General features: G+C 52.9%; 10 protein-coding genes. 8 read left to right on the forward strand and 2 right to left on the reverse strand.

Features of this window, described 5'->3' with window-relative positions:
- Positions 1 to 99: 99 nt before the first annotated feature.
- From BLP10_RS10435 to BLP10_RS10460, 6 genes are all read left to right on the forward strand, one after another.
- Positions 100 to 774: a sugar transferase gene (locus tag BLP10_RS10435; RefSeq protein ID WP_091134050.1), complete on the forward strand. Its 675-nt coding sequence runs from the start codon at positions 100 to 102 to the stop codon at positions 772 to 774.
- A 42-nt stretch (positions 775 to 816) separates the two neighbouring features.
- A complete protein-coding gene (locus BLP10_RS10440) occupies positions 817 to 2,268 on the forward strand; it encodes an oligosaccharide flippase family protein (protein ID WP_091134052.1) in 1,452 nt (483 codons plus the stop codon).
- A 46-nt stretch (positions 2,269 to 2,314) separates the two neighbouring features.
- A complete protein-coding gene (locus tag BLP10_RS10445; protein WP_091134054.1) occupies positions 2,315 to 3,841 on the forward strand; it encodes an O-antigen ligase family protein in 1,527 nt (508 codons plus the stop codon).
- Positions 3,842 to 3,852: 11 nt separating this feature from the next.
- Complete coding sequence (locus BLP10_RS10450) at positions 3,853 to 5,112, forward strand: GumC domain-containing protein (RefSeq protein WP_175493867.1); 1,260 nt, start codon at positions 3,853 to 3,855, stop codon at positions 5,110 to 5,112.
- A gap of 63 nt (positions 5,113 to 5,175) precedes the next feature.
- Positions 5,176 to 6,279, forward strand: coding sequence for a glycosyltransferase family 4 protein (locus tag BLP10_RS10455; protein ID WP_175493868.1), 1,104 nt, complete (start codon positions 5,176 to 5,178; stop codon positions 6,277 to 6,279).
- A complete protein-coding gene (locus tag BLP10_RS10460; protein WP_091134059.1) occupies positions 6,279 to 7,499 on the forward strand; it encodes a glycosyltransferase family 4 protein in 1,221 nt (406 codons plus the stop codon). The genes BLP10_RS10455 and BLP10_RS10460 overlap by 1 nt, the downstream gene beginning before the upstream one ends.
- Positions 7,500 to 7,512: 13 nt before the next feature.
- Here BLP10_RS10460 and BLP10_RS10465 read toward each other — a convergent pair whose 3' ends face one another.
- Positions 7,513 to 8,505: a right-handed parallel beta-helix repeat-containing protein gene (locus BLP10_RS10465; RefSeq protein ID WP_091134060.1), complete on the reverse strand. Its 993-nt coding sequence runs from the start codon at positions 8,503 to 8,505 to the stop codon at positions 7,513 to 7,515.
- Positions 8,506 to 8,665: 160 nt separating this feature from the next.
- On the opposite strand from BLP10_RS10465, the gene BLP10_RS10470 reads away from it, so the two are divergent.
- Together BLP10_RS10470 and BLP10_RS10475 are read left to right on the forward strand one after the other, a co-directional pair.
- A complete protein-coding gene (locus BLP10_RS10470; protein WP_091134062.1) occupies positions 8,666 to 9,778 on the forward strand; it encodes a glycosyltransferase family 4 protein in 1,113 nt (370 codons plus the stop codon).
- A gap of 47 nt (positions 9,779 to 9,825) precedes the next feature.
- Positions 9,826 to 11,640: a glucosamine inositolphosphorylceramide transferase family protein gene (locus BLP10_RS10475; RefSeq protein WP_139165467.1), complete on the forward strand. Its 1,815-nt coding sequence runs from the start codon at positions 9,826 to 9,828 to the stop codon at positions 11,638 to 11,640.
- Positions 11,641 to 12,334: 694 nt separating this feature from the next.
- Here the strand turns inward: BLP10_RS10475 and BLP10_RS10480 are convergent.
- Complete coding sequence (locus BLP10_RS10480; RefSeq protein ID WP_091134066.1) at positions 12,335 to 14,134, reverse strand: Ig-like domain-containing protein; 1,800 nt, start codon at positions 14,132 to 14,134, stop codon at positions 12,335 to 12,337.
- Between the last annotated feature and the right edge of the window lie 687 nt (positions 14,135 to 14,821).

A 14,821-nucleotide genomic window follows, 5' to 3' on the forward strand; every position in this document is an offset into this window, starting at 1 on the left:
TCGCGGTTATCCGGCCCGGGGGCAGCAAGCTGAAAATCGAGTGCAAGAGTAAAGAAGCGGCAAGATCTGCTGGATCACCTATGTGGATGAGGCTCGGGGATGTCCGATCTAGACCTTTATACGAACGCCGACGCTTACGATCATAACGTCTCTCGTTCAGGCCTTTCAAGATCAGTGCAGCGCTATGCTCGGCACTCGTTAGACTTTCTGTTGGCTCTTCTGATGCTGATCGCAATTGCGCCGATCCTGATTGCAGCCATTGCCGCAGTTAAGCTTCATGATCGCCGCTCCCCGGTTTTCTTCAAACAGACGCGCTACGGTCTTAATGGAAGGCCGTTCACAATCATCAAATTGCGAACGATGGTTCCTAACGCCGAGCAGATGAAGTCTTCTCTTGCAGACCTCAGTGAGGATAAAGGACCAGGGTTCAAAATCCAGAAAGATCCCAGGATTACGCCGGTCGGATCGGTGCTGCGCAAATACTACATCGATGAGATACCGCAGCTATACAATGTCCTTCGCGGTGAGATGGCACTCGTCGGCCCAAGGGCGAATTCATACAATCCGTCGACCTATGCTCCGTGGCAGAGGCGCCGGCTTTTGGTAAAGCCTGGCATCACTGGGACTTGGCAGATAGCGCGCGATAAGCCCACTGATTTCGACAAGCGGTGCCAGATGGATATCGAGTATGTCCAACAGCAATCTTTGCGGAAGGATATCGCGATACTGGTTGCAACGGTCGTCATGCTCGTAATCCGTCCATCGGGATACTGAGACGTGCAGGGGCAATTTGAAGGGGCATCTGCACGACAAGGAATGCCTGATCTGACCACGCCAGCCATCAATGCGAGGCTGATGCTGTCAGGAGCTTCATTCACCCTGTTCTCATATGTGGTGATGCGCCTTCTGAACCTAACGATTACGGTTCTTTTGGCGCGCACTGTGTCTCCCGAGGGGGTAGGCGTCCTGGCTGGGGCATTGCTTGCGATCGAACTCGTCGACGCCGTACGAGATTTCGGGATGCGAGATGCCGTGATCTACCACCGCGGCAGCAACACGCTCTACACGACTGCCTTCGTCATGGTTATGGGAGTATCAGTTCTGCAATGTGCAGGACTCTTGGTATTTTGCTGGCTCCAGTGGGGGGTGACGTCCGAAATCGCTGCCATTCTTCCCTATCTGAGTTTGCTGTTTCCTCTGAGCGCGCTCGGTACTGTCCAGGAAGCTCTTCTGCAAAAGAGACTGAAGCTTTTTCAGCGCGGTTTCTCCGATATTATCAATGGAGTGTCCAAGCTGCTTGTAACTGGGCTTCTCCTGGCGGCAGGTTATGGGATTTGGAGTCTTGTAATCGGGCTTCTGTTCGCAGCATGCGCTCGGACTGTATACCTCTCCTGTGTGGCTCGCTGGCAACTGAGCCGCCCCGACATCAAGGAAGCAGGCCGATTGGTGAGGTATGGTCAGCACATCGCCTTAATGGATGTTCTGGTCCCGATCCGAAACAGAATTGACCAGATCGCGATACTGTCTTTCCTGGGAGCTGGAGCTTTAGGTCCTTACTATATTGCCGCTCGCATTCCCGAGATTGCGGTGACTGGGATCAACACAGTCCTAACGCGCCTCCTATTCCCTTCATTCGTGCTTGTTGCCAATGACATAGAGCGTCTGAGATCCGCATACCTGATTGGTTTGCGATATTCCAGTTCAGCAATGCTTCCGGCATCTGTGGGCATTGCGTTGACGGCTGATCTTTCAATCCTGACATTGTTCGGAGAAGAGTGGCTGAGTTCAGTTAGTGTCTTACAGATTCTGGCGCTTAGCGGAATACCGCTCACGATTGGATGGGCTGTAGGAGACGTGCTCAAAGCCAATGGGCGCCCACATATACTGACGATTATCACTGGCTTAGAGACTGTCGCCGCAATCGTTCTTGTTCTGGGAGCTGTCGGCTTAAGTGGCGGAGTGGAAGCAGTCGCTCTCGCGATGTTTGTTTCAGAATGCGTAGGGACACTCGCAAGAACCATTGTGGTTCAGCGTGATCTCTCCGTGAAATTATCACGGCTTGCAGGGAGCATACTGCCATCGCTCCTTGCGTGCGCAGGAATGAGCGCAACCGTCTTGCTGTTCCGTGAGGTCTCCCATCTGAGCCCCATACTTGAGTTCGCAGGATGTGCCCTCATAGGTTGCGTGACGTATTGCGTTCTTCTTCTTGCTGTCGACCGCTCTTTTCGAAGTGATCTTGAACTGATCCGAAAGGGGGTACTCCGATGAGGGAGTTACAAAAAAACTTTCTTAAAGATAGATTAACAGAGTCTCTATGCGCGCACTCTCACTGCCGCAAAAGATACAGCGCAGGATGAGCAATATGGGGCAAGCTAATTCTCAAGTATACGACGTAGGTGCCGCGCCATCGGCTGTCGCCCTGATGGTCGTATTGATCGGTGGCATGGCTATCTTCGCTCTGTTTCTGAGCGGGCTTCCTGCTTATATGCTGTTGCTGCCGTTCGCCTTGTGCCTAGCAGTTGCCATAGTGCGCAGCACCGGATTCGCAGTCATAGCATTCACCGTGATCATTTACATGAATGCCTCCGCCGTACTCGCCAACAGTCACGGCATTCGGATCCTGGGTGATCTTCTCGCCGTACTGATGATCGTGGCCGCGAGCTATCATTATCTATCAGGTAAGAGGATAGATCAGGTCATAGTCCCTCTGCTTGCATGTTCCGTCTATCTGGCTTCGTTAGCCGCAACAGCCCTTTATGCGCGCGATCCAGGTGCGGTTCTCATTAAAGCCTTAGGGAGCGCAAAGATCTGTGCCGTGACGGTCCTATTGATCGCGCTTATTCATTCGATGAAGCAGTTTCATAAGATGTGCGTTGCGATCGTCGTTGCAGCGATGCTCATGTCGACGCTGACTATCGTTCAATATCTTTACACAGGCTACTCTCATGATTTCGCGGGCTTCGCCATAGCTTCCGTTCAGCATGTATCTGGAAAAATGGACGGATGGCGTCCGTCAGGCCCGCTAACCGATCCTAACTTTTATGCTCAGATACTGGTTATCGCACTGCCGTTGGCTCTGCAAATCATGATCTCTGGTGCAACTAGGTCTTATGCAATATTCGGCATGGTAGCGAGTGTCATTATCATGACAGCGCTGCTGCTGACCTTCTCCCGTGGAGGTTTGCTTGGAGCTGCTGCTAGTCTCCTTGTTCTCCTGTTCATCAATCGGCATCGCATCACCAGAAAGCATATGATGATCGCGGTTCTGGCAGGAGGCGTAGGCCTTATAGCGATGCCTTCGCATTATCTTGATAGATTCAACGCGGGATTGAGCAGCCTGAAGCAGGTTTCTACAGGAGGGATCGGCAAGGATGCTGCGATCTCCGGTCGCGCGAGCGAACTGCTAGCGGCTGTCTATGTAGTGGAAAAGTATCCGCTCTTAGGTGTCGGATATGGTGAGTTCAAGAGCTACTACCAAGAGGTATCGATCGCTCGCGGTCTGATGGCGAGAGGTTCTGATCGAGAAACCCACAGCCTCTATCTTGAGGTTCTTTCGGAGCGTGGAATCGTTGGATTCCTGTTCTTTTCGACACTCATGATTCTCACAGTCGCATCGGTTCTGAAGACGTTGTCATACCTGCAGAGGCAGCGGCGCGTTGCTGCTGCAAACGCAGTCGGCGCTTGGGGAGCCGCCATTGCCGGCTATCTGGCGACATCGATGTTCTTGCATGAGGGTTATGCTCAATATCCATGGCTTCTCATATTGACTGCTTTGGCCCTGCCGACATTGGCCTGGGATCCAGATTATGAACGCAAACTTCGGGGAAGGGCGAGGGCTTGAAAATGGGAACGATGACATTTGCTGATCTGCGGAGATCTCTTTGGAGATACAAGTATGTCCTGATCATAACCGTAGTTCTGTTCGGTGCTGCAGCGACCGGAGGGGCGATGCTTCGTCCGCCGGAATATGAAGTGCGCTCGTCGGTTCTCATGCGATTTGACAGCAACTATTATGCAAAGAACCCTATCTCTGAAGGCTGGGAGGGAGACCCCGTCAGAGTGGAACTGGCAAATGCTGTAAGTACAGAGCTGTCCCTGCTTGGCAGTCAGTCAGTGTTGCGGGCGACGCTCCGATCGATGGGAGGCAAAGAGGCCTGGAAGGCATCAGAACCGGCAAACGAATACCGGGAATGGCTCGCTGATCATGTCAAGCCAGTGCTGGCAAACTTCAAGGAGTTTTTGCCCCAACCCATCGCTGCACAATTAAACCAGCCAAAGGAAGAAACCGAGGATCAGGTTCTCAGCCTGGTTCGTGAGCGCGTTAGCATCAAGATGGCTGAGGGCACAAGCGTTGCGACAGTCGAAATGCATCACAGCAACAGGGATTTTGCGGTTCGCTTCGTTAATACTCTCTTGGCGGAGTATCTCGCGTTCCGCTCGACATTGTTCCCGGACATTCCGGTCAATAAGCTTGCAGAACAGGCTGCAGATGCAAACGGCAGGCTGCTGACAGCAGAGACAGAACTTGCTCAAATGAAGAATAAGCTGGGCATCGTTGATCTCGACGCTGAGCGCAGCGCTCTGCTGAGCGGAAAGGCGCGCCTTCAAATGCCTGACCCGGAAAGAACGACGAACCGGGTTGAACTGCGGCAGGTGCAAAATCAACGCAACCAGCAGCTTAAGCTCGTTGAAAAGAGGTTGGCCGAACTGACCCAGGCCGATGCCGCCATCATGCCGCTGAAACTCGCCGTAGAGCAGGCAAAAGGGGATGCCGATCGGGCAAACCGTGCCTACCAAAGGGCGCGCCTGTCTGCAGATGCCAATATCGATCAATCCATCAGGGTTGTTGACCCTGCTACTTCCACTGACAAGCCTGTCGGGTTGAGCATCCTGGCATCCGCCTTGCTAGGAGGCCTCGCGGGCCTCGCCCTTTCTATCGGACTCGCGGCGCTCGATGCGTTCCGCAGAGCAGGGCGCCGCAGACAAGAGCAGTCCTATGGCAATATCTCGGAGTATGCTTGGTTCAGACCGACGACAGTTCTGGCATTGCCTCAGTTTCTGGAGCCGAACGCTCGTAGCATTCAGTCAGAGACAGATCGAGCCACCTCATAAGGTTGGTTCTGACCTGGTGAGATGAATTTAACGTTGTGAGCGCCGGTTATGCATAACGGACGAGTGGCTCTTGTGATCGATGGCCTTGGGGCCGGAGGAGCGGAGAAGACGACGTCGGATATCGCAGCGGCTCTAACCGAGACGGGTATTGATACGACAGTCGTATATCTCCAAGGGCGCGCCAGCAATGCTGCGCTGGAGGTGTGTGATCGGCATAATGTCTCAACGCTGCATGTCCAGGTCAGCAGACTCTGGAAGTTAAGGGAGTGGATGGCTCTTATTCGGTCAATTCGTAAGTTGAAACCCGATGCCATCCACGCTCACCTGCATTACGCGACAATCACTTCGATCGTTGTCGGTGCGTTGCTTCGTATTCGTACGGTTGTGACTCTGCACACTTTGGATGAGCCTAACCAGTGGAGCAAAGCGGGCCTGCGGTTGCGGCTGATGTTTTTTTTGATCAAGTATCTACCTTGTGAGCTGGTTTGTCTGACGAACCAAGCCAAGGCGATGGCGCTGAAATACGCTCCAACGAAGATCAAAAGTGTTCACGTCATACCGAACGGGTTGAACCTTTCCGAGTGGAGTAGTGATCGAAGGGTCGCAAAAGGCGATGCCTCCGACAAACCAATGATCATGTTGTCTGTTGCAGTCCTGCGAAGAATGAAGGGGATCCATCACCTCATTCGCGCACATGGAGTTTTGTCGAGACGTTATCCCAATCTCCATTTGTGGATCGTAGGCGATGGCCCTGAGCGGGAAAACCTTGAATATGAAGCCGAGTTGGCCGGAAATAGCGACAAGGTTTTCTTCGCGGGGCATCGTTCCGATGTCCGGGAGCTCATGCAATCAGCTGATCTCTTCGTTCTTCCAACACTTATCGATGCGCTTCCCACGGTGATCATTGAAGCTATGGCGGCCGGACTACCGGTCATCGCTTCTCGTACGGGGGGGATTCCAGAGATGGTGGACGATGGCGAGACAGGTCTTTTGGTCGAGCCAGCGAACGAGAATGATCTAATCTCTGCATGTGAAAGGATAATCCAAAGCCCTAAGTTCGCTGAGAGCCTAGGACGTGCTGCTCGTGACAGCGTCGAGCGAAACTTTGATCTTAATACTCAGGTTGAACGCCTTCTAGTGCTTTATGGGTTGAGGAAAGCTGCATAATGAAAATTCTCATTGTCGAGACAGATGATTGCGGAGGCCTCCTTCATTTCACCTTTCAATTTGCCTCATCACTCCAGCAGGCTGGAGCAGACGTGACAATGCTGGCGAACCATAATCATGAGCTGGCTGACATTGAGCAGCCCTTCAGAGTTGACGCCTCGTTGCGCTTCTGGTCGCGTGTGTCTCCTCCTGATAAAAGATCAAAAAGGCGCTTCTTGCGAAAGATAATCCGCGCTGGCATCACAGTGCGGGAATGGATACATATTGTTCGGATCATTCACCGGGAGAAGCCGGATTATACGATCTTTGGCTTACTGAGGAATCCTATAGAAGCGGCGGCGATTTCATACCTTCGCTGGCGCGGCTACCGTCTTATCGATGTCTGTCACGAGTTCATCCTGAGAGAAAAGAAGGGCCGGGTGTCTAATTTCATCAACGCGAAATTGATGAAATTTCTCTACACGAGATTTAGTAGCATCATTTTTCTATCGGAAAAGGTTATCCTGGACTTCAAGTGCAGTGTTGTCTCAGACGTGAATGCGCACTGGATTCCGCATGGGCCGGAAGCACTCTTTGATGTGGATGAACGAGAACAAGAGGTTTTGGCCCGGAGATATGGTTTGCGAAAGGATGAGCCGATTGTCCTTTTTTTCGGTGGGTTGCGTCCGAGCAAGGGTCTAGACATCCTTGTTAAGGCTTTCTCTCTAATTCCTCCTGGGAAGGCAAAGTTACTCATCGTCGGCTACCCAAGCCAGGAGTTCGATCTGGTCGAACTTCAGACGCAGATTGATCATCTGGACAGAACGCGAGATATCATATTGGACCCTCGCTACGTCCCAATGAACGAGGTTGGTTCACTCGTTGCGCTGTCATCCCTAGTCGTATTCCCATATAAGTCGGCAACGGCGAGTGGAGCGCTCTCGCTCGCACACTCGCAAGGACGTGCAACGATTGCGTCTGATGTAGGTGGGTTATCCGAAGCCATTCAGCATGGCATTAATGGGTGGCTTGTGCCGCCCAACGATATAGAGGCTCTCGGTGATGCGATGGTCCACCTGCTGCAGGATCATCATTTTCGAACGGCGCTTGGAGATGCTGCGCGAGAGAGAATGGAGATAGAGAATAATTGGAAGGTAATAGGAGAGCGCGTAGTTCGAATACTTGAGTGGGATGCAACTGAGAGGAGATCTCACAAGGAATGCGTCGTTACTATGCCCTGAAGGGTGTATGGTCTTAACGCCTTTGCTCTGTCGTATTGAGGATTGTATTAGGGCTTATAACGCTATCAATTAGTCCAGATGCCCTTTGATAATTCCCGTATGTGATCCCTCCCACCCCTATAAGAGTATTGTTGCTTACATGAAGGCCGCGCGAAGGTAGTTCTATGTTTGTATATTCGTTTGCGATCTGAATGCCTCGTGCGGGCTTGCCATAGCGATAAAAATTTGAGTCGTTTGTGTGATAAATCTTGTTGTTTCGTACGATCGTACCGGGAGCGTTATCTAGATAGATGTTGACGCTGAAACTGTCAGACACAGTATTGCCTATAACCCTGACGCTTTGAGTTGACTGTGTTCCGATCCCTTCACAATAATTGCGGTAGACACGATTGTCTTGCACGATACTTCGATCAGAAGCGTGAAGGCCAATAGCCTGGGGCCACCCGCTTTCCCAAGTCCGGGATTTGTTCTCTAGGCAGTTGTCCCATATCTCATTTCGGGCGATGAGATTGTTGTAGGATTGGCCGGCGTCAGTGTGACCTATCCAGATCCCGGCTCGAATACTTCCGTGTACCTTATTATTCGTTATATTGACGTGGTGGGTTCCCCACGCTGTGATGCCGCTGCGCTTCGCGTTGCGAACCGTAAACCCTCTAAAATTAATGTAGCTTGCATTGATTTGAACCAGCGATGTGTTTGACGGCGTATCTGACCCATCGAGAACGACCAGCTGTCCGGAGGCCGGCTCAAAGGTTATTGGCCTTCCTGGAGTTCCACCAACGGGTATTTGAACGACATCCCTGTATACTCCGCCAAGCACGATGACCTTAGTCCCTGGTGTTGCGACTTGGGCTGCCTTTGAGATGGTTTGTAGCGGTTGATCAATCGTCCCAGGGTTTGAATCGCTGCCCGATGTGGAAACATAAATCGTCGCCGCTTCAACTGATGCAGCCTGGAGAAAGGTTGCGAGCATTGCGATGGGGAGGCGGGTTCTCAGATGGATCATAATAGCTACTCCCGACTACCTATGTTTAGCATTTCCGTTGCGACGATGGGAGATCGTATAAGTAACACTCAAGTGAAGCGTATCATAAAGCCATGTCCCGGCATCAATCCGAGCGAGCACTTGGCCGATTGCACTTCCGTTTTTTGAGGCCTCTATCGTCATGAAGAATGAAAAGAGCCGTATCCTGATCGTAGATCTATCGAAGCGACATGGAGGCGTCGACACGCGGGTCATAGACATTGCAGTCAGCCTGAGAGATCGGTGTGAGGTCAAAGTCGTTGTTCTTCAGGACAGCCAAGTTGCCAAGTTGCTTCAGAGGTCCGGAGTAGAAACCTATTCCATTAAGAGGCGAAGGCATGATCCTCGTATCGTGCTTGATATCATGCAAGCAGCGCGTGCTTTCCAACCTGACGTCATCGATGCTCACAATCCTCAGTCTCAGTTATGGGGGGCTCTAGCGGCAAAACTATCCCGTGTTCGGACAGCAGTCGCCACTGTGCATTCGATATACGGTGTCGCCCATAGGGGGTTTCTAAGGCAACACGCCCACGAAGGGGTACTCCACCTTTGCCGTATGCTCGGGCTTAGGTTCATCGTCGTCTCCAAATCGATCCAAGTCTATTTGATGTCCTTAGGAATATCCCCGAGCCGGATAACGCTGAGCTACAATGGTGTGCCTACGCAGCCTTACCATTCTTGCGAGAGGAGTATCAGGAGATCGCTCAATATTCCGGATGCTCAGTTCCTTGTCGGTATGGTCGGACGCATACAGAAGGTTAAAGGATACGACATCCTGGTCTCGGCAATCTCTCGATTGAGGGAGAGGGGTTGCTACGTACAAGTCGTCATCGCGGGAGAAGGCACCGAAGAGGATGAACTGCGGAGATTGATCAGAGAGTCTGATCTCGGTTCGCATATTCATTTCATTGGCTTCAGAAAAGATGTTGCTTCGGTAATGGCAGAGATTGATGTTCTTTGCATGCCGAGCAGATCTGAAGGCCTGCCTTATACGGCCTTGGAGGCAGCAAGTGCGGGATTGCCCCTTGTCGCAACCAGAGTCGGCGGAATTCCAGAAGTGTTCATCGATCGAGAGACGGCTCTGCTAGTGGCGCCAAACGATGTAGAGGCGATCGCAGATGCACTTGAGGAGTTGTCTAAAGATGGAATGCTCAGGCTGCGATTGGGGCAGTCAGCACGAGATTTCATTCGTTCAAGGCTTACAGTTGAGCAGATGGTGTCGGAGACACTTGCTGCTTACAGTGTGGGGCGATGAGAGGACGATACTTTAGCTGAGTGCTGTCGTGAAGCGAGGGGGGTATTGTGGTTCGGTCGGTTGATCTCGATAGCCAGCGTATGCTGAGATTTGGAATTATTTGTTCTGGCACATCGCTCCCTTCCTGGCAGGAGCAATGTATAGAGAGCCTCCTCAAAGGAGGTGAGGCCACAGCTGTACTGCTGATCATTGCCGATCCTCATGCTCCGAACCGGTACAACACTCAGAAAGGGAGTGGTCGAGGTGAAGCAGCCATATTGTGGAAGCTGTACGATCGTATGCTTCTCTCCCAGGCGTCGCGTTCAACAACCCCTAAGGATGCATCTGGCCTGATCCAGAATCTTCCGGCAATCAATTGGAGGGTGGAAACCTCAGGAGAGGGTCTGCAATCCCTCACTGAGGATGTTCTGGAGGAAATCCGCCGTTACGATCTTGACTTCGTGCTGCAGTTCACCCCGCAGCGCTTGCAAGGCGAAATTCTACGCATTCCGCGTTATGGTGTTTGGTCTTTCCAACATGGAGATCCAGATAAGTATCGGGGCGCGCCGCCATGTTTTTGGGAGATCTTCAACGGAGATCCAGTCACCGGCGCAACCCTTCAACGTTGTGTCGATGGAGCGGAAACAGGGATAATTCTCCGCCGCGGTTATTTCAAAACCTTCGCTCGCTCATATGCCCGCAACCGCGACAGCGTCCTCTTTGGGAGCTCGGATTGGCCGCAGCAAGTTTGCCGGGACATCCAGAGGGGAGGTGCGGCTTACATCGATCATGCGCCATCTTCGGCCAAAGCACCGACATACCATCTCCCGAGCAATCTTGAGATGCTGCGCTTTGCCTGGATATCGGCCAAGGCCTGGATGAAGAACACGGTTGATTGGCTCTTTCATCAGCAGCAATGGAATGTCGGCATTATCGATGCTCCGATACATGAGGTGCTGAAGCTAACTCGGGGTAGTGGCTCCGGAGATATAACGAGCGTGGTCCCAAGGGCTGTGCGCTGGTTACCTGAGACGAAAGGCGTGTTTCTGGCCGATCCTTTCGGCATTGCAGATCCTAGCGGCTCCAAGAGCCGCGTGACGATACTGGCCGAGGAATATCCCTGGAAGAAGGAGAGGGGACGTATCTCCATTCTAGAAAGTGCGGATGGGCAGACATTCGGAGGATCTCAACCTGTCATCGAGCTTCCCTGTCACATGTCCTATCCATTCCTGTTCGAGCACGATGGGCACATTTACTGCATCCCTGAAACGTTCGAAGCCAGGGAGGTCTCCCTATTCCGCGCAAGCGCGACGCTTAAGGCCTGGACGAAAGTTGCGACGCTGCTGAAGGACTTCCCTGCGGTTGACTCGACAGTCTTTCGACACGACGGCCGCTGGTGGCTTCTTTGCACAAGTCAGGAAGCAGGCCCCAACAGCACCCTCTTCGCGTGGTACGCGGACGAACTGACCGGACCTTGGGAGCCTCATCGCGCAAATCCCCTGAAGGTCGATATTCGCTCAGGTCGTCCGGCCGGGACGCCATTTGTGCATGACGGCGAGCTCTATAGGCCAGCGCAGGATTGTTCGACCGGCTACGGGGCAGCTGTGGTCATAAACCGGATTCTAGCTCTCACGCCGTCGGAGTTTTCCGAAGAGGTGGTCGCAGTTCTGAAGCCTGATCCTCATGGCCCTTATCCAAACGGGCTGCATACGATTTGCGTGCTGCCGGGATGCACTATCATTGATGGTGCGCGGCGCACTTTCATCCCACAGGTCTTCGTAGGGCTGATGGGAAGGAAGATGAAGCGGCTTATGCAGAAGCTGAGAGCTCGTCTTAGGCCGCCAAAAATTTTATCGCAGCATGCTCCCGGCAGTTCCAGGTGAGACCGGCCATTCCATCCTAAGCGCGTCACGGGTTTAGTTTTAACGCTGAGGCTTGGCCATAAGTGCTGACTATCGAGCAGATTGCTCTTCGGCGCAGCCCCTTTCACGAGCTACGCTCGTCCTTCTCATTCCATGAAATGGGCCCTACACCGTGTAGATGCCCGACACATCTCCAGATATTATTGCAGACGGAATGATTTGTGATACAGTTTCAAAAAATGATGTTAACCTATCTTTATGGCTCATCTAGTGTACTGCAATATAAGGTCGCTATGGTGTCGGTCTCCGAGGGAGCATTTTAGATGCCTGTTGCATTGCTTGCCGTCGTAGGTGCGGTTGTCACTTTCTTTGCGCTTTGGCCTTTTTGGGGCGGTTTGATTGCGCTCGCTGCTGCTCCTTTTGGGGGCAGTCTCTTGGCGGTCCTCGTTATCGCCTTGGTTGCGCTGCGATCTCACCTTCAACGCAACCTTGACCTTTATCGTAGAGAGGCAGGCTCGAGCGAAGGTCGCTCCGTCCCCTCCAAGGCATCCAGGTAGCACGCCGAGCTGCTTAAGCTAACGGCTTCATCGATATGGTTGTAGTCTAGCCCGCGCCCACAGTGCCTAGTCTTAGCCGCGGCTTATTTCTGACTCCACAACGGACCGCGGCCCCGGTGGGACCGGGGCCGCGTCATTTCCAATACTGAATCGGGCTATTAAATAACGTAGAAGTCGTATGCCGACAGCTTGACCTTGTTCTCTATGGTGGCGAACTTCACCGCCTCCCCAGAACCAGAACCGTCCGCATCGTAGTACAGATCACCCGTCTTGTTGTTGTAGATGATCCGGTCCGAGGCATCCAAGGCCTTCTCGCCGACAACGAATGCACTCGCTGAGAGCTTGCCCACCTTGAGCTTGGTGAATACCGAGTCGTTAAGGTCGATGATATCCTGCCCCGACTTGAAGTCGACGATCACATCTACGTTGGTGCTTCCCAGCTTGGTATCGAACGTGAACGTATCCTTGCCGGATCCGCCGATCAGAATGTCATTGCCGCCCTTGCCGTTGATCTTGTCGTTGCCACCCTTACCGTCAATCTTGTCGTTGCCGGAGGTGCCATTCAGAGAGTTCGAACGGCTTGTACCGTTGATAGTCTTTACGGGCGTGGGCGTGGGAGTCGGTGTGCTGGGTGTAGTCGGAGCGGTCGGAGGAAGAGGCGTGCTGGGCGTCTCTGCCACATCGGCTACGGAGAAAGTGACGGTTCCGATATCGGTGTCGCCATCGGCGTCCTTCACGGTGTAGGTGAAGCTATCCGAACCGAAGAAGTCTGCCTTCGGGGTATAGGAGAATGAGCCGTCGGCGTTGAGCTTTACGCTGCCGCCTTTGGCTGTCGCGAAGGTGCCGGCGACGGCAGCCTTGCCGCCATCGGCAGCAGTATCGTTGGCAAGCACGCCCTTCGATGCCGCAACCGTAAGAACGGTATCTTCAGTCGCCGAGTAAAAGTCATCGGCAGCCGTGACCGGATTGTCAATCGGCGGCAGGGGAGTGGGGGTAGGCGTCGGCGTCGGGGCCGGCGTGCCACCATTCTCCAGGTTAGGAATTTGCGTGTAGCTCGAGTAGAACGTGTTGTTCTCGATCTTGGGGTTGATCAAGCCCGTATTCGCCTCATAGGCGCCGTAGCCGATCTCGCCTGAACCGGCGAGGACATTGTTGGTGATCACGATGTCTTTCGATGGCAGCGGACGGTCTACATGCTCATTGGCGATGCGGATGCCCCAGGCAGCTTTCCCATTACGGTAATACGTAGTGTCATTGGTGGTGTAGACCGTATTGCCCTGCACCACAGCAGCCTGCGCGTTGTCGAGATAGATGTTGACGCTGAAGTTGTCGTGCGTGGTGTTGTTCAGGATTTTCGCATTCATGCTGGATTGAACGCCGATACCCTCACCCCAGTTGTCATAGGACTTGTTGTTGCGGATGGTGAGGTTGTCCGAAGCATAGGCACCGATAGCCTGCGCCCAGCCGCTCGACGAGTTCTTCGAGGTGTTTTCCTTGACGTTGTTCCAGACTTCGTTGCCCTCGATGACATTGTTGTAGGATGTCCCAACGCTGCTGGCGCCCGAGAAGATGCCAGCGCGTACGCTATCGTGCACCTTATTGTTCAACACTTTAACGTCATGCGACTCCCAAAGGCTGATGCCTGTGCGCTGCGCGTTCTGAACCTCGAAGCCCTGAAACACCACGTAATTGCCGCTGATCGTCACGAGCGAGGAGTTCGTGGGGGTGCCTGCTCCGTCGATGATCACCTTGGCGCCGTCGACAGGCTTGTAGGTGATCGGCGCAGAGGCAGAACCGCTGGAGCTGATCGTCACCAGGCCCTTATAGGTGCCTGCGCCGACCAGCACGGTATCGCCAGCCTTAGCAAGCTGTGAGGCTTTGCTGATGGTTTTAACAGGGCTGCCGGAGGCACCGGAATTGGAGTCGCTGCCGGTCGTCGAGACATAAATCGTTGCCATAATATCTTCTCTTAAAAATCAAGAAACCCGATTGAAATGCAGGCTGTGCCGGACTGGAGATCACGCAAAATGATAACCGCAAATCATGTGTGACTTGCCGGAAGCAATTTCAGGGTCTAGGGGGTCAATGAAGTGGGGTGAGCGAGGATTAAACCTTTGTGATGCTTTCAGAAAAAATAGAAACGCAGAAATATACTCAGAAACGACGCTCAAAAATGAGACGGTAAGGTTTAGTACTTCAAAACATAGCAAGGAGGGCTTTTGGGTGTTGAATGGGGCGAAACCGTGGCCAAGCTTTACTTTTTATGAGGTGATGACGCAAGGTTATCCGGTAGGAGCTTTGGTGAAAACTCTGGATTCAGAGAGGGTGATCTGAAAAAGGCTCTTAGATGAGCCTGTTGCGCCTAGGAGAGAAGCAATGAATTCGGCATGGCTCCTCCGTCCATTTTTACCAAACTCTCTCAGGCAGGTGATCTCTCTAACCTTCCAAGGCTCGATATGCTGCTTGGCTCGCTTCGGCATCCCTGGAAATCATTTACTAACAGGGTCAGGTGCTCAATTGCTCATAAGTTTGCCCCGCTTCTTCTGCTGGGCTTGTGTGGTGGGGCGTCGCAGTCCCGCGCATTCTCTTGTCGGAAATGGCGAAATCCGCCATCCTGCTGAAGCAGTCAGCGCTTAAAAAGATAA

It is taken from the genome of Microvirga guangxiensis (assembly GCF_900102135.1).
In the GTDB taxonomy this organism is placed as follows: Bacteria; Pseudomonadota; Alphaproteobacteria; order Rhizobiales; family Beijerinckiaceae; genus Microvirga; species Microvirga guangxiensis.

Coding starts and splice junctions, on each gene's coding strand:
- BLP10_RS10435 (WP_091134050.1), top strand. CDS start 100: ATGTCCGATCTAGACCTTTATACGAACGCCGACGCTTACGATCATAAC.
- BLP10_RS10440 (WP_091134052.1), top strand. CDS start 817: ATGCCTGATCTGACCACGCCAGCCATCAATGCGAGGCTGATGCTGTCA.
- BLP10_RS10445 (WP_091134054.1), top strand. CDS start 2,315: ATGCGCGCACTCTCACTGCCGCAAAAGATACAGCGCAGGATGAGCAAT.
- BLP10_RS10450 (WP_175493867.1), top strand. CDS start 3,853: ATGACATTTGCTGATCTGCGGAGATCTCTTTGGAGATACAAGTATGTC.
- BLP10_RS10460 (WP_091134059.1), top strand. CDS start 6,279: ATGAAAATTCTCATTGTCGAGACAGATGATTGCGGAGGCCTCCTTCAT.
- BLP10_RS10465 (WP_091134060.1), bottom strand. CDS start 8,505: ATGATCCATCTGAGAACCCGCCTCCCCATCGCAATGCTCGCAACCTTT.
- BLP10_RS10470 (WP_091134062.1), top strand. CDS start 8,666: ATGAAGAATGAAAAGAGCCGTATCCTGATCGTAGATCTATCGAAGCGA.
- BLP10_RS10480 (WP_091134066.1), bottom strand. CDS start 14,134: ATGGCAACGATTTATGTCTCGACGACCGGCAGCGACTCCAATTCCGGT.